We start from the raw sequence: 18,129 nt of genomic DNA on the forward strand, positions 1-18,129 counted from the left end.
GGGATCTGATTTTGTATTTGTTCGGTACGCCGGGTCAGCATCGGTTCTGGTTCATGTGGGATGACCTGGTGCGGGGGGCGATCGGTGCGGTGGTGCTGGTCGACACGCGGCGGTTGGCCGACAGTTTCCCCGCGGTGGACTACTTCGAGGAGGCGCGTCTGCCCTTCGTCGTCGGCGTCAACGGCTTCAACGGGGAGTACACCCACGGTGAGGGTGAACTGCGCGAGGCCCTGACGCTGTCGCCCCAGGTCCCGATCGTCCGCACCGACGCCCGCGACCGCGAATCGGTCAAGAGCGCCCTGATCACCCTCGTCGAACACGCGTTGACCTCCCACGTGAGCGCGGTCCGGTGAGGACCGAACGGGCCGGACCGGCGATCTCGCCCCGTCGGCACGGGCGTGAAGGGCGTGCGGGCGGATAGTCTGGGGAGACTGATGGTTCACCGACCCGTCCACTCGCTTCGAGGCTGGCCAAACACGTGTTCGAGACGCTTTCCGACCGGCTGACTTCGGTCTTCTCCTCCCTTCGGTCCAAAGGCAGGCTTTCCGACGCCGACATCGACGCGACCTGCCGCGAGATCCGCATCGCGCTGCTTGAGGCGGATGTCGCGCTGCCGGTCGTGAAGGAATTCGTGGCCCGGGTCAAGGAGCGGGCCCGCGGCGTCGAGGTCTCCCAGGCGCTCAACCCCGCACAGCAGGTCGTAAAGATCGTCAATGACGAGCTCATCGAGGTGCTGGGCGGCGAGACGCGGCGACTGCGCTACGCCAAGACCCCGCCGACCGTGATCATGCTGGCCGGTCTCCAGGGCTCCGGTAAGACGACCCTGGCCGGCAAGCTCGCCAAGTGGCTGCGCGACCAGGGGCACGCCCCGCTGCTCGTCGCCTGCGACCTGCAGCGGCCCAACGCGGTGCAGCAGCTCGCCGTCATGGCCGAGCGGGCCGGGGTGGCGGTGTACGCCCCCGAGCCGGGCAACGGTGTGGGCGACCCCGTCGCGGTGGCCCGGCAGTCGCTGGACCACGCGCGCCGTCAGCAGCACGACGTGGTCGTCGTCGACACCGCCGGCCGCCTCGGCATCGACCAGGAGCTGATGAAGCAGGCCGCCGACATCCGCGACGCGGTCACGCCCGACGAGGTCCTGTTCGTGCTCGACGCCATGATCGGTCAGGACGCGGTGAGCACGGCTCGCGCGTTCATGGACGGCGTCGGCTTCGACGGCGTGGTGCTGACCAAGCTCGACGGCGACGCCCGAGGCGGCGCCGCCCTGTCGGTGCGGCACGTCACCGGCCGGCCGATCATGTTCGCCAGCACCGGTGAGAAGCTCGAGGACTTCGACGCCTTCCACCCCGACCGCATGGCGGGCCGGATCCTCGACATGGGTGACATCCTCACCCTGATCGAGCAGGCGCAGAAGACGTTCGACGAGCAGGAAGCCGCCAAGATGGCGGGCAAGCTCGTCTCCGGGGACGGCTTCACGCTGGAGGACTTCCTCGAGCAGATGATGATGGTCCGTCGCATGGGACCCATCAAGAACCTGCTCGGCATGATGCCGGGCATGGGGCAGATGCGCGATCAGCTCAACCAGGTCGACGACCGCGACCTGGACCGCATCGCGGCGATCATCCGCTCCATGACGCCCGGCGAGCGGCAGGAGCCGAAAATCATCAACGGCTCGCGCCGGGCCCGCATCGCCAAGGGCTCGGGCGTGACGGTCACCGAGGTGAACAACCTGGTGGTCCGCTTCTTCGAGGCGCAGAAGATGATGAAGCGGATGACCCAGGGCATGGGCATCCCGGGCATGCCCGGCGGGCGCAAGCAGAAGGCGCAGAAGCCCAAGAAGGGCCGCCGCGTCAGCGGCGACCCGCGCAAGGCCGCGCTCGGCAAGACCGGCGCGAACGCGTCGTCCTCGGACACTCCGAAGCCGCCCAAGGGCCTGCTCGGCAACCTCGGCGGCGGCCAGCTGCCTCCCGGCCTGGAGCTGCCGCCCGGCTTCGACCCGTCGAAGCTGAAGCTGCCCGGCCAGAACTGACGACCGGACCGCGCGCTCGCCGGTTGTCGGCGGGCGGCGCCGCGGTCTCGTCGTATCCTGCGCCCCTCCGAGGGTCGCGCGGTGCCGTCAGAGGCTCGCACAGAGTCCCTCAAGGCCGGCGGCGCAGTTCCCCCAAAGGCCGGCGCGGGCTTGTGTGGTGCCGTCAGGGGCTCGCGCGGTGCCCGTCAGAGGCTGGCGCGGTGCCCGTCAGAGGCTGGCGCGGTGCCCGTCAGAGGCTGGCGCCCGGGGCCATCGGCCTGGCGTCGATCCTGCCGTCGTCGCACACCGTCGCGGGGAACGGAACCTCCAGATGCGCCACCTCGTCCGGCGGAATGATCATCAGCCGGGCCGAGGAGGGGCACCGGGTCTCGTGCCCGCTCGGCACCACGGTCCAGTGGAGCCGGGCATGGGCGCTCGCCCCGGGGCGCAGCGACACCCGATGCGGGGTGACGCTCTCGCGACGGGTGCGCGTGCGCAGCACGTCGCCCCGGCCGTCGATGAGGACGAGCCCGACGAAGCCGTACACCCAGCAGGTCTTGCCCGACGTGTTGGTCAGCACGAGCGGCGCGTAGCGGTTGCCCGCGCCCGGGTCCTGCCGTCCCACCCGGGCCCGCAGGCCGGTCGTACGGCACCGCTGGGAGGCGGCGCCCGCGCTTTGTGTGGGCGTGCTTCCTGTGGTCGTGGTCCGCGCCGCGGCGCCGTACCGGGCGGACGCCGCGCTCGCGGCGGTGGCCCGTCCCGGGTCCGCGGCGGGCGGGGTCGCCGTGTGCGGTGTGGTCGTGTGCGGGGTCGTCGTCTTGGCGGGGGGAGTGGCGGCCGCGGAGGGCGTGGTGCCCGTGCCGCAGCCGGCGGCCAGCAGGGCGAGGGCCGCCGCTGCGGCCGTGAGGGTACTGTTCGCAACTCGCATGACAAGTTGGACGGCCCGTACGCGCGATCAGTTCGCAGGCGCGTTCCGGAGCCATGGGCGGATCCGTGCCGAAATCAGGGCGGGGTCGGGACCGTTCTTTGCGGAGCATGGGGAATCATCTGGCAGAATGTCAGGCTGGAACATCGTGACTACGCGGGTGCCCTCTCACCCCCGCCGGTCGCGCCTGTCCCTCGGGCGGGCTCCCATCGTGCCCCACTCGATGAGACACCGCTCACCCACGCTCTAATGCAGGAGAGACCACACCCGTGGCAGTCAAGATCAAGCTCAAGCGGCTCGGTATGATCCGCAACCCGCAGTACCGCATCGTCGTCGCCGACGCCCGGAACAAGCGGGACGGCCGCGCCATCGAGGAGATCGGCCTGTACCACCCGAAGGAGAACCCCTCGCGCATCGAGGTGAACTCCGAGCGGGTGCAGTACTGGCTGGGCGTCGGCGCGCAGCCGACCGACCCGGTCCTGAAGATCTTCAAGCTGACCGGCGACTGGCAGCAGTTCAAGGGCGAGCCCGCCCCCGCCACGCCGCTCCTGGTCGCCGAGCCCAAGCCGGACCGGCACGCGGCGTACGAGGCCGCGGCCAAGGAGTCGCTGTCGGGCGACGCCGCCGCCGCGGCCACCACGCCGAAGAAGGCCAAGAAGACCGTGAAGGCCGAAGAGACCACCGAGGCCCCGGCCGCGGAGGAGAAGTCGGAAGGCGAGGCCTGAGGTGCTCGAGGAGGTCCTCGAGCACTTGGTCAAGGGCATCGTCGAGCATCCGGATGACGTCCGGGTCCGCGCACGGCGCATTCGCACCGGGCGCGTTCTCGAGGTCCGGGTGCATCCCGACGACCTCGGCAAGGTCATCGGCCGCGGCGGCCGTACGGCGAAGGCGTTGCGCACCGTCGTGAACGCGTTGTCGAACGGCAAGTACGTGCGGATCGACCTGGTCGACCTGGAAGAGGCGCGCTGAGCCGAACGACGTGTCCGGGGGACCCCGCACCGGGGTCCCCCGGACGTGTTTTCCGGCTTCGAACCGGCCTCTTCCGGGCGGTTCACGGTGAAAGACCGGTCTGGGCGGTGGCGTCCGGACCGTCGGGTAGAAGTCGCGGTGAAGCGGCAGCGGAGGTAGGCGACAAGTGCAGCTAGTCGTGGGCAGGATCGGCCGCCCGCACGGCGTGCGGGGCGAGGTCACGGTCGAGGTGCGCACCGACGAGCCCGATCTGCGCTTCGCTCCGGGGGTGACGCTGGTCACCGACCCGGCGCCGGCCGGTCCGCTGACGGTGGAGCGGGCCCGGTGGCACAAGGGCATCCTGCTGCTGACCCTGGCCGGTGTGGAGGGCAGGGAGGCGGCGGAGGCGCTGCGCGACACGCTGCTCGTCGTGGACTCCACGGACCTGCCGCCGATCGAGGACCCCGACGAGTTCCACGACCACGAACTGATCGGCCTGACGGTGGTCACCACCGAGGGGGAGCGCGTCGGCGAGGTCAGCGACGTCCTCCATCACGGACAGGACCTGCTCGTGGTGGCCCGTCCCTCCCGCGACGAGGCGTACGTCCCGTTCGTCAAGGCACTCGTGCCCGAGATCGACCTCGGCAAGGGAATCCTCGTCGTCGACGCACCGCCCGGCCTGCTCGACGCCGCAGAGGTGGAGTAGAGGCCGCAGATGCGCGTCGACATCATCTCGATCTTCCCGGAGTATTTCGCTCCGCTCGACGTCTCCCTCATGGGCAAGGCCCGCGAGCGCGGCATCCTCGACATCCACCTCCACCAGCTCCGCGACTGGACGCACGACGTCCACAACACCGTGGACGACACGCCGTACGGCGGGGGCCCCGGCATGGTGATGAAGCCGGAGGTCTGGGGCGAGGCCGTCGACGCGGTGATCGAGGACGGACGCGCCGCCCGCGGTGAGGACGCGCTGCCCCGGCTGATCGTCCCCACGCCGAGCGGCCGGCCGTTCACCCAGGAAGTGGCGCTGGAGTACGCCGACGAGCCGTGGCTGCTGTTCTCCCCCGCTCGGTACGAGGGCATCGACTCCCGCGTCGTCGCCGAGTACGGCGAGCGTCTGCGCACCGACGAGGTCAGCATCGGCGACTACGTCTTAGCCGGGGGAGAGGCGGCCGTCCTGGTGATGGTCGAGGCCGTGGGGAGGCTGCTGCCGGGGGTCCTCGGCAACGCGCGTTCCGTCGCCGACGACTCCTTCGCGCCGGGGGCCATGGCCAACCTGCTGGAAGGCCCCGTCTACACCAAGCCCCCCGTCTGGCGGGGGCACGAGGTGCCGGAGGTCCTGCTGTCGGGTCATCACGGCAGGATCGCCCGGTGGCGGCGCGACGAGGCGTTGCGCCGCACGCTGGACCGGAGGCCGGAGCTGGTCGCCAGGCTCGACCGGGACGGCCTCGACAAGCACGACCGGCGCGTCATCGAGGAGTTCGAGGAACGTCTCGAGGAGCGCCGTTCCGCCGCCGAGTCTCATGCCGAGTCTCATGCCGAGTCTCACGCCGAGTCTCGCCCCGGGTTTCGCGCAGCGCCCGAAGATGTGGCAGACTGAATCGCTGCTGCCTACTTGGGTATGGCCGGGTGCGCCCGGCTGAATGTGGCAGACAAGACGTATCAAGCCAAGCACGCGTGTCCCCCTCGTCGCCGAGCCTCCAGGCCGGCCGGGTGGACCTCCGTGTGCCCATGTCAATGAGGAACCGCCGCCATGCACACGCAGATCCAGGAGATCGAGAAGGCTGCCCTTCGCAGCGACGTACCGGCCTTCCGCCCGGGTGACACGCTGGAGGTCCACGTCCGCGTCGTCGAGGGCAACCGGTCCCGCATCCAGGTGTTCAAGGGCTTCGTCCTGCGCCGCCAGGGCGGTGGCATCCGTGAGACGTTCACGGTCCGCAAGGTCAGCTACGGCGTCGGAGTCGAGCGCACCTTCCCGGTTCACAGCCCCGTAATCGAGAAGATCACCTTGGTGACCCGCGGCGACGTCCGCCGGGCCAAGCTGTACTACATGCGCGACCTGCGAGGAAAGGCCGCGCGCATTCGCGAGAAGCGCGAGGCGCAGCCGGCCGCCAAGTAAGGCTTTGGAGATCGTGGTCCGTGCCTCAGGCGCGGGCCACTTTCTTTTTGCCGGTGATGCGGTGTCCCCGGCGTTCGCCGTCGCGGACATCATCTAGGCTCAGCAGCGATGACTAGCGAGGGACAGGGGCCGGGCACGCGTCGCCCTGCCGAGGACGGGGTGGACGTGGTCGCCGAAGACGTCAAGCAGAACGCCGAGGACGGAAAGAAGAAAGGCTCGTTCTGGCGGGAGTTGCCCGTCCTGATCGTGGTCGCCCTCGCTCTGGCCCTGCTGATCAAGTCCTTCGTGGTCCAGGCGTTCTACATCCCGTCCGAGTCGATGGAGGACACGCTTCTCATCAACGACCGGGTGCTGGTCAACAAGCTGGTCTACCACGTACGCGACATCGAGCGCGGCGACGTCGTCGTGTTCTCCGGCGTGGATTCCTGGGACCCCGAGGTGAAGCTCGAGGCGCCGTCCAACCCCATCGCGGCCGGGCTGCGCTGGCTCGGCACCGCGTTCGGGGTCGTGCCGGGGGAGAAGGACTACATCAAGCGGGTCATCGGCGTGCCGGGCGACAAGGTCAAATGCTGTGACGAGCAGGGCCGGGTCACGGTGAACGGCGTGCCGCTGAACGAGAAGTCGTACCTGTATCCCGGCGATGAGCCGTCCGGACGCGAGTTCGAGGTCACCGTCCCGCCGGACCGCCTGTGGGTGATGGGCGACCACCGCTCGGTTTCCTGGGATTCCCGCCTGCACATGGGCGACCCGGGCGGCGGCACCATTCCCGCCGACAAGGTGATCGGCCGCGCCTTCGTCATCGTCTGGCCGTTCAACCGGGCCAAGATCCTGCCGATTCCGGAGACGTTCGCGCAGCCGGCGCTCCAGGCGGCCCTGGGGACCGCTCCGTTCGTCGCGGGCTTCGCGGGGGCGCTGCCGCTGGTGGCCCTGCGCCGGCGCCTGGTGAGGCGACGGTAGGACGTGACAGAGCCGGAGGAGGCAGCCGTGGGAGAGTCCGACGAGAGTCGCTTAGGCACCGCCCGGCCGGTCGGCTCCGCCGGCGTTCCGGAGGAACCTGCTGAGCAGGTGGCCGTGAGTGAGGTGGCCGTGAGTGAAGCGGCCGTGAGTGAGGCGGCCGTGAGTGAGGCGGCCGCGGGCGGGGCAGGCGAGGGCGAGCGGGCCACCGCCGGGAAGAAGGCCCGGCCCGCGAAGAGGAAGGGCTCCGGCCTTCTTGAGACCCTCCTGTACGTGCTCGGCGGGGTCGTCGTCGCCCTGCTGGTTCACACCTTCCTGCTGCAGTCGTTCTACATCCCGTCGGAGTCGATGCAGAACACGCTGCTGGTCGACGACTACGTGGTGGTCAACAAGCTCGCGTACAAGCTCGGGCCGGTGGAGCGCGGCGACATCGTGGTCTTCAAGGGCTGGAACGGCGAGGACACGATCAAGCGAGTGATCGGGGTGGGCGGCGACCACGTGAAGTGCTGCGACGCCAAGCACCGCATCACCGTGAACGGGACGCCGCTGGATGAGGAGGGCAAGTACCTCTACCCCGGAGCCAAGCCCTCCGACCGTGAGTTCGACGTCAAGGTCCCCATGGGGCGGTTGTGGCTGATGGGCGACCACCGGAACAACTCGGCGGACTCGCGCTTCTACCCGGACGACGGGCACTACGGCACGATCTCTGAGGACGACGTCACCGGGCGGGCGTTCGTGCGCTACTGGCCGCTGAACCGGATCTCGTTGCTCTCCCGGCCCGATACTTTCTCCGCCGTACGCTGATCTCACCTGTGCCTTTGCCGTCGGCGGTGGTTCCGGCCGTATCGCTGGTCCCGAATGGGGCGTAATCTGCTTGTCGTCATGACAGCTGCCTATCGCCCGCGCCCGAGTGTCGTACGACGGGACTCCGGACTCTACGGCTACGAGCGGGCCCTGGCCCGGCGGGGGTTCACGCCGGTCGCCGGGGTGGACGAGGCCGGTCGCGGCGCCTGCGCCGGGCCGCTGGTCGTCGCCGCGGTCGTGCTGGGACGGGAGATCGACGGGCTGAACGACTCCAAGCTTCTGACCGAGGCCGTCCGCGAGCGCCTCTACGAGCGGATCACGGCGACGGCCCGGGCCGTGAGCGTGGTCGTGATTCCTCCGGAGGAGATCGACTCGCGCGGCCTGCACAAGTGCAACGTCGCGGGGATGCGGCGGGCCGTCGCCGGCCTGGGGCTCGTCCCCGGTTACGTCCTCGTGGACGGTTTCCCGGTGGCCGGGCTGCCGGCGCCGTCGCTGGCCGTGTGGAAGGGGGACCAGGTCGCCGCGTGCGTGGCGGCGGCCTCGATTGTGGCGAAGGTGTCGAGGGACCGGTTGATGCACGGGCTCGACGAGGTCTATCCGCAGTACGGCTTCGCCCTGCACAAGGGCTACGTCACCCTGGGCCATCGCAGGGCCCTGGCGCGGCATGGGCCGAGTCCCCACCATCGGTTCTCGTTCGTGACGGTGGCCAGGGTGACTCGTGGGACAAGGATCCCAGCGGGGAGCCTGTGGACGGGGCAGGATGAGGACATGCGCGAGAATGAGGTTGGGACCGGTGTCGTCTGAACGGGACGGCCTCGACAGTGGGATCCCGACGGGGAGCGGCAGAGGAGGACCGGGATGAGCGCGGAAGATCTCGAAAAGTACGAGACCGAGATGGAGCTGCAGCTCTACCGGGAGTACCGCGACGTGGTCGGCCTGTTCACCTACGTGGTCGAGACCGAGCGGCGCTTCTATCTCACCAACTCCGTCGATCTGGACGTCCGCACGGCCGAGAACGGCGATGTCTTCTTCGACGTCAAGATGCAGGACGCCTGGGTCTGGGACATGTATCGCCCGGCCCGCTTCGTGAAGAACGTGCGGGTTGTGACCTTCAAGGACGTCAACGTCGAGGAACTGGCCAAGCCCGACCTTGAGATGCCCAAGGAGGGCTTCTCGAGCTGATCGTGCGCGGCCTTGTCCCCAGAACGGCGTTCGGCCGCTCTGCGTGAGCCTCGGGGGCGCATCGTCGTGGCATGCGTCTCATTGCCTACGTGCTCGTACTGGTCCTGGTGACCATGGCTCTCGCCCGGTGGCCATCCGGCGCCGTCCGGCTCGTGGCCGCCACAGGCACCGTGGCACCGTACGCGGCCACGACGACGAGGGCGCCCGGAGCTGTGCGGGTCTTGGCCCACCGGCCCGCCGATCCGTTGCCGTCGGGCGCGTCCCGGCCCGCGAACGCATTGCCGGTGGTGGCGCGCCGAATCGCGGACGCATTGTCGGCGGGGGAAACCCAATCCGAGGGCGCCGGGACGTTCGGACCGGCGCGGTCCATCGAACCGATAGACGGATCACCGGCCGGCCCGGACCGGGCTGAGGAGGCCGTTCCGGACCGGGTTGAGCAGGCCGTGCCGGTGGGCATGGCCCGCGCTCGCGGGAACGCGCAGCGGGTGGGGCCGGACGGGTCGATCGCGCCGGTCGCGCCGGTCGCGCCTGACGGGTCGGATGGGTCGGTCGCGCCGGACGTGATGGGGCCGCGTGGCGACGCGTCCGGCTGGCGGTGGCCGCTTGCCATGCCCGCCCGTCCGATCAGGGGCTTCGATCCGCCCCTACAGCGGTGGCTCGCCGGCCACAGAGGCGTGGACCTGGCCGTGCGGCCCGGGGAGAGGGTCATGGCCGCAGGACCGGGAGTCGTCGGCCTGGCGGAGCGGGTCGCAGGCCGGGGCGTCGTGACCATCTCCCACTCCGACGGCCTGCGCACCACCTACCTGCCGGTCCGCGCCCTGGTCCGGCCTGGCGACGTCGTCGCGGCCGGTCAGGTCATCGGCATCGTCGAGGAAGACGCCGTCGCTCACTGCACCACTGTCTGCCTGCACTGGGGACTCTTGCGCGGACGTCTCTACCTTGACCCACTCCTCCTGTTCGGCCGAGGGCAGGTCCGCCTTCTGCCCCGCTGGCGCGTCGGCGAGGCCCGCCGGCCGTCGTGACGACGGAGAGGCGTCACAGCAGGCTCCTGACAGCAGGGTCGTGACAGCAGGTCGTGGCAGCAGGGTCGTGAGTGCTGAGGCAGCGTGACAGGCGGGCCCTCCTGGTCCGGGCGGGGCCAGATGATGGCGCCGCCCGGCTGTGTCGCTCACGTGTGGTGCTCAGCCGCTTGGACACGATGCTCAGGCGTCGCGCTCCACCGCTTAGGCACGGTGCTCAGGCGTTGCGCCCCGCTGCTAGGGCGCCGGGCTCAGGCGTGGCGGCGCTCCACCGCTCGGGCATGGTGCTTACCCGTCGCGCTCAGCCGCTTGGGCACCGTGCTCAGGCATGCCGCTCAGCCGCTCAGGCGCGGTGCTCGGAGGCGGTTCTCAGCCGTTTTCCGTCAGGCGCGGGGATGCGCCTGACGGTAGGCGGCCCGCAGCCGCTCGATGGACACGTGCGTGTAGATCTGTGTGGTGGCCAGAGAGGCGTGCCCGAGCATCTCCTGAACGGATCGCAGGTCGGCCCCGCCTTCGAGCAGATGGGTGGCGGCGGTATGGCGCAGCCCGTGCGGGCCCATGTCGGGCGTCCCCTCGACATGGGCCAGACGGGCATGTACGACACGCCGAACAGTGCCCTGGTCGATCCGGCCTCCGCGAACGCCGAGGAAGAGCGCGGGGCCGCTTCCTTCGCGGATCCACAGGGGCCTGCCCCGCACGCACCAGGCGTCCAGGGCCTGAAGGGCGGGCAGCCCGAAGGGAACCGTCCGCTCCTTGCGTCCCTTGCCCAGCACGCGGACCGTCCTGCGGTCTCGGTCCACGTCGTCCACGTCGAGGCCGCACAACTCGCCCACCCGCATGCCGGTCGCGTACAGCAGCTCCAGCATCGCCCGATCACGCAGGTCCCTCGCGTCGCCCGGCCCCTGCGTGGACAGGACGGTCTCGGCCTCGGTCTGGTCCAGCACCTTCGGCAGCCGGCGTTCGGCCTTCGCCGTGCCGAGGAGCAGCCCGGGGTCACTCGTCAGCCATCCCCGTCGGTGGCAGAAGGCGGTGAAGACCCGGGCGCAGGCGGAACGGCGGGCCAGTGTCGCCCTCGATCGTCCGGCCTGGTGCTGGTCCCCCAGCCAGTCACGCAGGAGGGTGACGTCAAGAGCGGACACGTCGTCGTGCCCGGCGGCCTTCATGTGCGCGAACAGCGAGGAGATGTCTCCGAGATAGGCCCTCAGCGTGTGGGGAGACAGGTCCCGTTCGAGACGCAGATGTCGCTCGAACTGCTCGATGACGGCGTCGAACTCCCCGAGTCCCCGCCCTTCGCCCGCTGCCACGACGTCGTCCTTCCCTCTCGCCTCCGGTTCGATGCGGACGGCGCCGACGTCGCCCGCGGGTGAGCCTGGCGGCTCTCGTTGTCGCGATCGCGCGACGACGAGGACCCTCCGTATCCCGTTGAGCCGTGTCTTACCGCGCCCTGTCTTATCGCGCCTCACCCTGCCTGATTGCACCCTGCCTGATTGCGCCCTGTCTTATCGCGTCCTGCCTGATTGCGCCGTGTCCCGCTGCGCGCCGGCTCATTGCGTGTTGTCCATGGCACCATGTCCCACGCCATGGTGACGCGCGCTGCCCGCTCAGCGGCGCGCGGCGGGCCGCAGCCGCCACCCTCGGTCCACGTTCTCGACGAACCCCGCGGCGGCCAGAGCGCCAAGGCAGGCGAGCGCCGTCCCGATGTCCACACCGGCGGCGACGGCGATCACGGCGGGACCTGTGGCGCCCCGTGCGGGGATCGCTTCGAGCACACGCCTGGTCTCGTCGTTGAGCCCGTCCCGAGGCTGCACGGGCCCGCGTTGCTCAGGCGCGAGGTCGTCACCGATGGAACCGACCAACTCGATGATCTCCTCGGCCGAGGTGACGCAGACGGCCTTGCCCTGACGGATCAGGACGTGGCAGCCCGCGGAGACCTCTGTGGTGATGGGACCGGGCACGGCCATCAGCTGCCGGTTCAGGCTCCAGGCATGAGTGGCCGTGTTGAGCGCACCGCTGCGGGCGGCGGCCTGCACGACGACGGTCCCTCGGGACAAAGCGGCGATCACCCGATTGCGGATGAGGAACCGCAGCCGGGTGGGGTGCGCTCCCGGCGGCCACTCACTGATCACCACGCCCTGCCGGCGCACGGCATGGAACAGGTCCTCGTGCGCGCTGGGGTAGCACACGTCCGTCCCGCAGGCGAGCACGACGACCGTCGGCGTTCCGGACGCCAGCGCGCCCCGGTGCGCGGCGCCGTCGATCCCGTAGGCGCCACCGCTGATCACCGTCCACCCGCGCCCGCCGAGACTCATGGCGAACTCGGCCGCCACGGTCGTGCCGTACGCGGTCGCGGCCCTGGCCCCGACCACGGAGACCGAGCGCAGGCAGGAGAAACGCAGGTTCGCCTGCCCGTCCGCCCACAATCCGAAGGGCCTTCCGTCTTGGAGGTCGTCGAGCTGGGTGGGCCATTCGATGTCACCTGGAACAACGAGCCGCGCTCCTCGCCGCATGCCCTGCGCCAGGTCGCCTGCCGGGTCGGTGTAGCGGGCCGCCCAGGCGGCCGCATGGCGGCCGAGATCCAGGTGGCGCCTGGAAGCCTCGGCGCGGTCCTTCTCATCACGCGCGAAGCCCGGGTCGAGCACGCCGCGTCTCGCCTGCTCCATCGCGTCCACCGGACCATAGCGGGCGATCAACCGGCCCATCACCGCGTCGCCTGCCTCGGCCATTCGCATGATCGCCACGCGGGCCAGCCGGTCCGCCCTTCCGGGACCGGTCGCGTCATCGGCGTCCCCAGCCGGGCCGCAGGGGCCTGCCACCTGCGAGATACCGGTCGGCGCGTCGCCGGTGGTGGAGAACTCAGTCGCTTCCATCAATCCACTCCGAGCCACAGTGCGAGGGCCGCCGACGTCTCGGCCTGGCCCGGACGGTCCTTGCAGGTGAGATCCGCGATCGTCCAAGAGATGCGGAGCACGCGATCCAGACCGCGTGCGCTGAGCGTGCCCACGTCGAGACCTCGATGGAGCGGGGCCATCGCGGCGTCGGGCAGGCGGAAATCACGGTGCAGCGCGGATGACGACACCTCCGCGTTGGTACGCCAGGGAGTGCCGGCCAACCGCCGGGCGGCCCGCTCGCGCGCAAGCCTCACCCGCTCGGCCACGGTCGCGCTGGTCTCCACGAAGTGGCGGTCCGCGAGCAACTCGGCGCGGGTGGCCCGGCCGATCTTCACCTTCACGTCGACGCGGTCCAGCAGCGGCCCGGAGAGCCGGTCGAGATAGCGGCGCCGTCCCGCAGGGGTGCACTTGCAGGGGTGTCCAACCGTTCCCTGCAGGCCGCACGGACACGGATTGGCCGCCAGGACCAGCATGAACCTGGCGGGAAACGTGACCACACCGACAGCTCGCGCGATGGTCACCGTGCCCGACTCGAGGGGTTGCCGCAGGGAGTCGAGCACGGTCGTCGCGAACTCCGGCGCCTCGTCGAGGAAGAGCACGCCCCGGTGCGCGAGCGACACCGTTCCGGGCCGTACGACGCCTCCGCTGCCACCGCCCACGACGGCCGCCATCGTTGCGCTGTGATGCGGTGCCATGAAAGGGGGCCGGGTGAGCAGCGGACGCCCCGGCGGCAGCGTTCCCGCCACCGAATGGATGGCCGACACCTCCAGGGCCGACTTCTGGTCGAGCGGCGGCAGCAGGGTGGGCAGGCGCTCGGCGAGCATTGTCTTGCCGCTCCCCGGTGGCCCCAGCATCCAGAGGTTGTGCCCTCCGGCGGCGCACACCTCCAGCGCCTTCCGGCCCATCGGCTGCCCGGCCACGTCACACAGGTCGGGCCCCGGCGTGGCCCGGCCGCCGCCGTACGGTCCGAACGGACGCGACGCGTCTTCGACGCGCCGACCGTGCCCGCCGTGTCCGGCGTGCCGGGTCTGCCCGGGGTGTTCTCCGCGCTCGGTGTGCTCAAAGTGCTCGGCTCGCTCTGTTTGATCGTCGTGCTCGGTGTGCTCGGTGTGCTCGGTGTGCTCGGCGTCCTGCGACAGCGAGGCGGCGTCCGCCACCACCGGAAGCCGATGCAGGTCGCCCGAGCGCAGCCATCCCACCAGTTCGGCGAGAGTGGCGACGGGAACCACGGTGAGGTCGGGTACGAGAGCGGCCTCGGCGGCGTTGAGCGCGGGAACCACGACTGTGCGCACCCCCGCCTCAGCGGCGGCGAGTGCGGCGGGCAGCACGCCTCTGATCGGCCGGACCCGCCCGTCGAGACCGAGCTCGCCGAGGAACGTCGGCGCCGCGATCCGCTGCGCGGGCACGGCGCCGGCCGCGCCGAGCACCGCGATCGCGATGGCCAAGTCGAAGATCGAGCCTCGCTTGGGCAAGGTGGCCGGGAACAGGCTCACGGTGACGCGTGCGTCGGGCCAGGCGAACCTGCTGTTGATCAGCGCGGACCTCACTCGTCCCCGGGCTTCGCTGATCGCGGTGTCGAGAAGTCCGATGAAGTGTGTTCCGGCGATGCCGGGGCCCACATCGGCTTCGACCTCCACGAGGCGTCCGGTGACGCCCACGAGGCCGACGCAATGGGTCCGGGCGACGGGCATCTCAGACCACCCCGCGTTCGTGCCTGAGCGAGAAGTCGCCGGCGAAGCGCTCGAGCGCGATCACGTCGATTCGTATGGTGTCGAAACGCTGCGCCTGCAGGGCCAGCCATCTGACGGCAAGCGTCCGCAGGCGCAGCAGTTTCTCGCCGGTCACCGCCTCGAACGCGGTGCCGTGGCTCCGCCCGGAGCGGGTCTTCACCTCCACGATCACCAGCGTGTTGCCGTCACGGGCGACGATGTCGATCTCGCCCTCCGCGCAGCGCCAGTTGCGGTCGAGTATGTGCATGCCCTTCGCCGTGAGAAAGGTCACTGCGAGTTGTTCGCCCTGCTTGCCCAGCCGATCCTTGGCCGCCATGGGACCACCTCCGCCGCAGACACTCGCCGAAGCGGCCCCCGGCCCGCGCCACCGAACCTGTTTCTGTGGAAAAGCCCGCCGCACGATTCGCCGGCTGTGGACGGGCGGGGGAAATCGCAGGTGGGCCCGGTGAGAAGGCTCTTGTCGTCCACAGCCGAGGCCGGGAGCGGAAGCGGAAGACCGGTCTGGGGGCAGACTGCGACCGGCATGGATACTTGCCCCGGTTCCCAGGAGGCGGCTGCGCCGTCATGGAGCACGCCGCCGGGCATCGGGCGCCGCAGGGCATCTGCAGTGAGGAGCCGGCAGTGACCGTGAAGCTGATCAGACAATTAAGTGCGGGGGCCGGCGTCACCCTGCCCGAGGTCCGGGTCATCGGCGAGGACCCCGTCCTGCCGTCCGTCTTCCCCCTCGGCACGATGGCCGCAGCCTCGGCAGGCGCCCTGGCCGCCGCCGTCGCGGCGTACGCCGCCCGTGCTGGGCAGGGCGGTGAGGAAGGGCCCGGCGGTGGGCCGCGCACGCACGGCGATCTCGGCGCTCCGGATGTGACGATCGACGTCCGGCACGCCGCCGTGGCCTTCCAGAGCGAGAGGCATTTCCGCGCCGACGGGAAGGCCATGGACGTCTGGGCCGCGCTGTCGGGGGACTATCGCGCCTCGGACGGCTGGATCCGGCTCCACTGCAACTTCGATCATCACCGTGATGCCGCCGTGCGCGCGCTCGGGCTGCCGCCCGGCTCGGGCAGGCAGGACGTCGGCAGGGCGTGCGCCGGTCGCAGGGCGGTGGAGATCGAGGAGGCGGTGATTCGCGAGGGCGGCTGCGCGGCGGCGATGCGGAGCAGGGCCGAATGGCTCGCACACCCCCAGGCGCGGGCGCTGGCCGGTCTTCCTCCTGTCGGCGTCTTCCGGCTGTCCGGCGGAGACGGCCGGGCGAGCGGGACCGGGCGCAGCGGGACCCGCGGCGAAACCCGCGGCGGGGCCGACAGTGGCGAGAACTGCCGCGGGGACGGCCACGCGCGGGCAGGTCAGATGCTCGGCGGCCCCGGCGGCGGGCTTCCGGCAGGGGCGGAGCGGCCGCTCGGCGGCGTGCGGGTGCTCGACCTGACCCGCGTGATCGCCGGGCCGGTGGCCGCACGGGCGCTCGCGGCGTACGGGGCGGACGTGCTGCGCGTGGGCGCCGCACATCTGCCCGAGGTGCCGGGGCTCGTGGTGGAGACGGCGTTCGGCAAGCGATCGTGCCACATCGACCTGCGTTCCGAGGCGGACAAGCTGCGGGAGCTCGTCCGTCAGGCCGACGTGGTCATCCAGGCGTACCGGCCCGGGGCGCTGCGGGCCAGGGGCTTCGGACCGGACGACCTCTCCGTCCTGCGGCCCGGCATCGTCTGCGTCGACATCTCCGCGTACGGCACCAGCGGGCCATGGGCCTCAAGGAGGGGATTCGACAGCCTCGTCCAGATGGCATGCGGGATCGCCCACGAGAACGGCGACGGCCTGCGGCCGAGCCCGTTGCCCGCGCAGGCTCTCGATCACGGCACCGGCTACCTGGCCGCGTTCGGCGCGGTCGCGGCGCTGCTCCGCCGGGCGGCGGAAGGCGGCTCGTGGCGCGTCGAGGTGTCGTTGGCGAGGACCGCGGCGTGGCTCGACGATCTCGGCAGGATCGACGGGGCGGGGGTGCGGCAGCCGCGGGTGGAGGATCTGCTGGCGACGATGGACAGCCCCTTCGGCACGCTCACCTATGTGACCCCGCCCGGCGCCATCGACGGGAGGCGGCCACACTGGACGAGCCCGCCGCCCCGCCAGGGGGAGCATCCCGCGGCATGGGCTCCGCACTCCTGAGGACAACGGTCCCCTTTGACACAACCGCCGCCCGCCGCCTGCGGGTCCGGCCGTCGCGATGCCTGGAAGGCACGCGCGGTAAAGCACGGGGAGGTGGTGGGACGGTGGCCGGCGGGGGGACGCGGCGGTGTGACGGCGTGCTGATCCGGCAAGGGTCAACTGAAGGGGCGGATCCGGGTAGACTGTTCGACGGCCTGCTAGGCGGGCCGAATTCGCACGCCCACTCACGAGCCGCTTCTCGGTCCGGACCGTGTCCGGTGAAAGCGGCCCGGGGCGTCAGGGCGCGGGCAAGACGCCCGCGTGACCAACCGAGACCGTGCCCGAGGGCACACGACCATGGAGGACCATGACCATGGCCCCAGTCGTCACGATGCGGCAGCTGCTGGAGAGCGGCGTCCACTTCGGCCACCAGACACGCCGGTGGAACCCGAAGATGAAGCGCTTCATCTTCACGGAGCGCAACGGCATCTACATCATCGACCTGCAGAAGTCGCTGTCGTTCATCGACCGTGCCTACGACTTCGTGAAGGAGACCGTCGCGCACGGCGGCACCATCATGTTCATCGGCACGAAGAAGCAGGCGCAGGAGTCGATCGTCGAGCAGGCGTCGCGCGTCGGCATGCCGTACGTGAACCAGCGCTGGCTGGGCGGCATGCTCACCAACTTCTCGACCGTGCACAAGAGGCTCCAGCGGCTGAAGGAGCTCGAGGAGCTCGACTTCGACAACGTGGCCGGCTCCGGGCTCACCAAGAAGGAGCTCCTGATGCGCCGCCGCGAGAAGGAGAAGCTGGAGCGCACCCTCGGCGGTATCCGTGACATGGCCCGCGTCCCGAGCGCGGTCTGGGTCGTGGACACCAAGAAGGAGCACATCGCGATCAACGAGGCCAAGAAGCTCGGCATCCCGGTCGTCGCGATCCTGGACACCAACTGTGACCCGGACGAGGTCGACTACCCGATCCCGGGTAACGACGACGCCATCCGCGCCGTCAGCCTCCTCACCCGCGTGATCGCCGACGCCGTCGCCGACGGCCTCATGACCCGTGCGGGCGCCGGTCGCGGTGACGAGAAGCCCGCGGGTGTCGCCGCCGCCGAGCCGCTGGCCGAGTGGGAGCGTGAGCTCCTGGAGGGTGGCGAGGCCGCTCCGGCCGCCGAGGCCCCCGCCGCCGAGGTCGCGGAGGCTCCGGCTGCTGAGGCTCCGGCCGCCGAGGTCGAGGAGGCTCCGGCCGCCGAGACCGCCGAGGCTCCGGCCACCGACGCTCCGGCTGCTGAGGCTCCGGCCGCCGAGCAGGGCGAGCAGGCCTGACGAACGGCCACGGATCCCCGCCGGGCGCGGCGCCTCAGGCCGGCCGCGACGGCGGGGAATCTCCCAGGCAGCGACCTGGTTCCGGTGCGGTAGGGCGACGCCCG

Annotated in this window: 19 protein-coding genes; 14 read left to right on the forward strand and 5 right to left on the reverse strand. The window is 70.7% G+C overall.

The features are described from left to right. Positions 1-353: GTP-binding protein (locus tag FLX07_RS33830; protein ID WP_191049472.1), on the forward strand; the 353-nt coding region annotated here is incomplete at its 5' end. A 125-nt stretch (positions 354-478) separates the two neighbouring features. After that, positions 479-2,026, forward strand: a complete 1,548-nt coding sequence (gene ffh / locus FLX07_RS33835; protein WP_142575765.1) for a signal recognition particle protein — start codon at positions 479-481, stop codon at positions 2,024-2,026. A 229-nt stretch (positions 2,027-2,255) separates the two neighbouring features. On the opposite strand, the gene FLX07_RS33840 is transcribed toward ffh, so the two are convergent. Then, the gene (locus FLX07_RS33840) at positions 2,256-2,933 is read right to left on the reverse strand and encodes a DUF4232 domain-containing protein (RefSeq protein WP_142575766.1); all 678 of its coding nucleotides are present in this window, start codon (positions 2,931-2,933) and stop codon (positions 2,256-2,258) included. 266 nt (positions 2,934-3,199) lie between these two features. On the opposite strand from FLX07_RS33840, the gene rpsP reads away from it, so the two are divergent. From rpsP to FLX07_RS38145, 10 genes are all read left to right on the forward strand, one after another. After that, the gene (rpsP, locus tag FLX07_RS33845; RefSeq protein WP_142575767.1) at positions 3,200-3,655 is read left to right on the forward strand and encodes a 30S ribosomal protein S16; all 456 of its coding nucleotides are present in this window, start codon (positions 3,200-3,202) and stop codon (positions 3,653-3,655) included. A gap of 1 nt (position 3,656) precedes the next feature. Beyond that, complete coding sequence (locus tag FLX07_RS33850) at positions 3,657-3,899, forward strand: RNA-binding protein (RefSeq protein ID WP_142575768.1); 243 nt, start codon at positions 3,657-3,659, stop codon at positions 3,897-3,899. Between the two features lie 166 nt (positions 3,900-4,065). Continuing rightward, positions 4,066-4,584, forward strand: a complete 519-nt coding sequence (gene rimM, locus FLX07_RS33855; RefSeq protein WP_142575769.1) for a ribosome maturation factor RimM — start codon at positions 4,066-4,068, stop codon at positions 4,582-4,584. Positions 4,585-4,593: 9 nt separating this feature from the next. After that, a complete protein-coding gene (gene trmD / locus FLX07_RS33860; RefSeq protein ID WP_142575770.1) occupies positions 4,594-5,478 on the forward strand; it encodes a tRNA (guanosine(37)-N1)-methyltransferase TrmD in 885 nt (294 codons plus the stop codon). A gap of 153 nt (positions 5,479-5,631) precedes the next feature. After that, on the forward strand, positions 5,632-5,997 hold the full coding sequence (rplS, locus tag FLX07_RS33865; RefSeq protein ID WP_142575771.1) for a 50S ribosomal protein L19: 366 nt from the start codon (positions 5,632-5,634) through the stop codon (positions 5,995-5,997). Between the two features lie 108 nt (positions 5,998-6,105). Continuing rightward, positions 6,106-6,954 carry a signal peptidase I gene (lepB, locus tag FLX07_RS33870; RefSeq protein WP_142575772.1) on the forward strand — a complete coding sequence of 283 codons (849 nt, stop codon included), beginning with the start codon at positions 6,106-6,108 and terminating at the stop codon, positions 6,952-6,954. A 129-nt stretch (positions 6,955-7,083) separates the two neighbouring features. Continuing rightward, positions 7,084-7,755: a signal peptidase I gene (gene lepB, locus FLX07_RS33875; RefSeq protein WP_229689979.1), complete on the forward strand. Its 672-nt coding sequence runs from the start codon at positions 7,084-7,086 to the stop codon at positions 7,753-7,755. A 78-nt stretch (positions 7,756-7,833) separates the two neighbouring features. Then, complete coding sequence (locus tag FLX07_RS33880) at positions 7,834-8,559, forward strand: ribonuclease HII (protein WP_142575773.1); 726 nt, start codon at positions 7,834-7,836, stop codon at positions 8,557-8,559. Between the two features lie 54 nt (positions 8,560-8,613). Beyond that, positions 8,614-8,937 carry a DUF2469 domain-containing protein gene (locus FLX07_RS33885; RefSeq protein ID WP_030511723.1) on the forward strand — a complete coding sequence of 108 codons (324 nt, stop codon included), beginning with the start codon at positions 8,614-8,616 and terminating at the stop codon, positions 8,935-8,937. A gap of 71 nt (positions 8,938-9,008) precedes the next feature. After that, the gene (locus FLX07_RS38145; RefSeq protein ID WP_223854346.1) at positions 9,009-9,959 is read left to right on the forward strand and encodes a M23 family metallopeptidase; all 951 of its coding nucleotides are present in this window, start codon (positions 9,009-9,011) and stop codon (positions 9,957-9,959) included. A gap of 380 nt (positions 9,960-10,339) precedes the next feature. Here the strand turns inward: FLX07_RS38145 and FLX07_RS33895 are convergent, their stop codons facing one another. The 4 genes from FLX07_RS33895 to FLX07_RS33915 all read right to left on the reverse strand — a co-directional run bounded on the left by FLX07_RS33895 (position 10,340) and on the right by FLX07_RS33915 (position 14,890). Beyond that, on the reverse strand, positions 10,340-11,260 hold the full coding sequence (locus FLX07_RS33895; RefSeq protein ID WP_229689978.1) for a tyrosine recombinase XerC: 921 nt from the start codon (positions 11,258-11,260) through the stop codon (positions 10,340-10,342). Positions 11,261-11,557: 297 nt separating this feature from the next. Continuing rightward, positions 11,558-12,823, reverse strand: a complete 1,266-nt coding sequence (dprA, locus tag FLX07_RS33900; protein ID WP_142575774.1) for a DNA-processing protein DprA — start codon at positions 12,821-12,823, stop codon at positions 11,558-11,560. Next, the gene (locus tag FLX07_RS38150) at positions 12,823-14,535 is read right to left on the reverse strand and encodes a YifB family Mg chelatase-like AAA ATPase (RefSeq protein ID WP_223854347.1); all 1,713 of its coding nucleotides are present in this window, start codon (positions 14,533-14,535) and stop codon (positions 12,823-12,825) included. The genes dprA and FLX07_RS38150 overlap by 1 nt, the downstream gene beginning before the upstream one ends. A 1-nt stretch (position 14,536) precedes the next feature. Further along, positions 14,537-14,890, reverse strand: a complete 354-nt coding sequence (locus FLX07_RS33915; protein WP_142575775.1) for a YraN family protein — start codon at positions 14,888-14,890, stop codon at positions 14,537-14,539. A gap of 305 nt (positions 14,891-15,195) precedes the next feature. On the opposite strand from FLX07_RS33915, the gene FLX07_RS38155 reads away from it, so the two are divergent. Further along, positions 15,196-16,722, forward strand: coding sequence for a CoA transferase (locus tag FLX07_RS38155; RefSeq protein ID WP_229689977.1), 1,527 nt, complete (start codon positions 15,196-15,198; stop codon positions 16,720-16,722). A gap of 352 nt (positions 16,723-17,074) precedes the next feature. Then, positions 17,075-18,025, forward strand: coding sequence for a 30S ribosomal protein S2 (rpsB, locus tag FLX07_RS33925; RefSeq protein WP_142575813.1), 951 nt, complete (start codon positions 17,075-17,077; stop codon positions 18,023-18,025). Positions 18,026-18,129 lie beyond the last annotated feature (104 nt).

Origin of the sequence: Microbispora bryophytorum, assembly GCF_006874465.1 — a bacterium.
In the GTDB taxonomy this organism is placed as follows: Bacteria; Actinomycetota; Actinomycetes; order Streptosporangiales; family Streptosporangiaceae; genus Microbispora; species Microbispora bryophytorum.

What these genes read in the sequence shown, in the direction of transcription:
- dprA (WP_142575774.1), bottom strand. Translation starts at nt 12,823, where the DNA reads ATGGAAGCGACTGAGTTCTCCACCACCGGCGACGCGCCGACCGGTATC.
- FLX07_RS33880 (WP_142575773.1), top strand. Translation starts at nt 7,834, where the DNA reads ATGACAGCTGCCTATCGCCCGCGCCCGAGTGTCGTACGACGGGACTCC.
- rpsB (WP_142575813.1), top strand. Translation starts at nt 17,075, where the DNA reads ATGGCCCCAGTCGTCACGATGCGGCAGCTGCTGGAGAGCGGCGTCCAC.
- trmD (WP_142575770.1), top strand. Translation starts at nt 4,594, where the DNA reads ATGCGCGTCGACATCATCTCGATCTTCCCGGAGTATTTCGCTCCGCTC.
- FLX07_RS33840 (WP_142575766.1), bottom strand. Translation starts at nt 2,933, where the DNA reads ATGCGAGTTGCGAACAGTACCCTCACGGCCGCAGCGGCGGCCCTCGCC.
- FLX07_RS38150 (WP_223854347.1), bottom strand. Translation starts at nt 14,535, where the DNA reads ATGCCCGTCGCCCGGACCCATTGCGTCGGCCTCGTGGGCGTCACCGGA.
- FLX07_RS38145 (WP_223854346.1), top strand. Translation starts at nt 9,009, where the DNA reads ATGCGTCTCATTGCCTACGTGCTCGTACTGGTCCTGGTGACCATGGCT.
- FLX07_RS33915 (WP_142575775.1), bottom strand. Translation starts at nt 14,890, where the DNA reads ATGGCGGCCAAGGATCGGCTGGGCAAGCAGGGCGAACAACTCGCAGTG.
- rplS (WP_142575771.1), top strand. Translation starts at nt 5,632, where the DNA reads ATGCACACGCAGATCCAGGAGATCGAGAAGGCTGCCCTTCGCAGCGAC.
- lepB (WP_142575772.1), top strand. Translation starts at nt 6,106, where the DNA reads ATGACTAGCGAGGGACAGGGGCCGGGCACGCGTCGCCCTGCCGAGGAC.
- FLX07_RS33885 (WP_030511723.1), top strand. Translation starts at nt 8,614, where the DNA reads ATGAGCGCGGAAGATCTCGAAAAGTACGAGACCGAGATGGAGCTGCAG.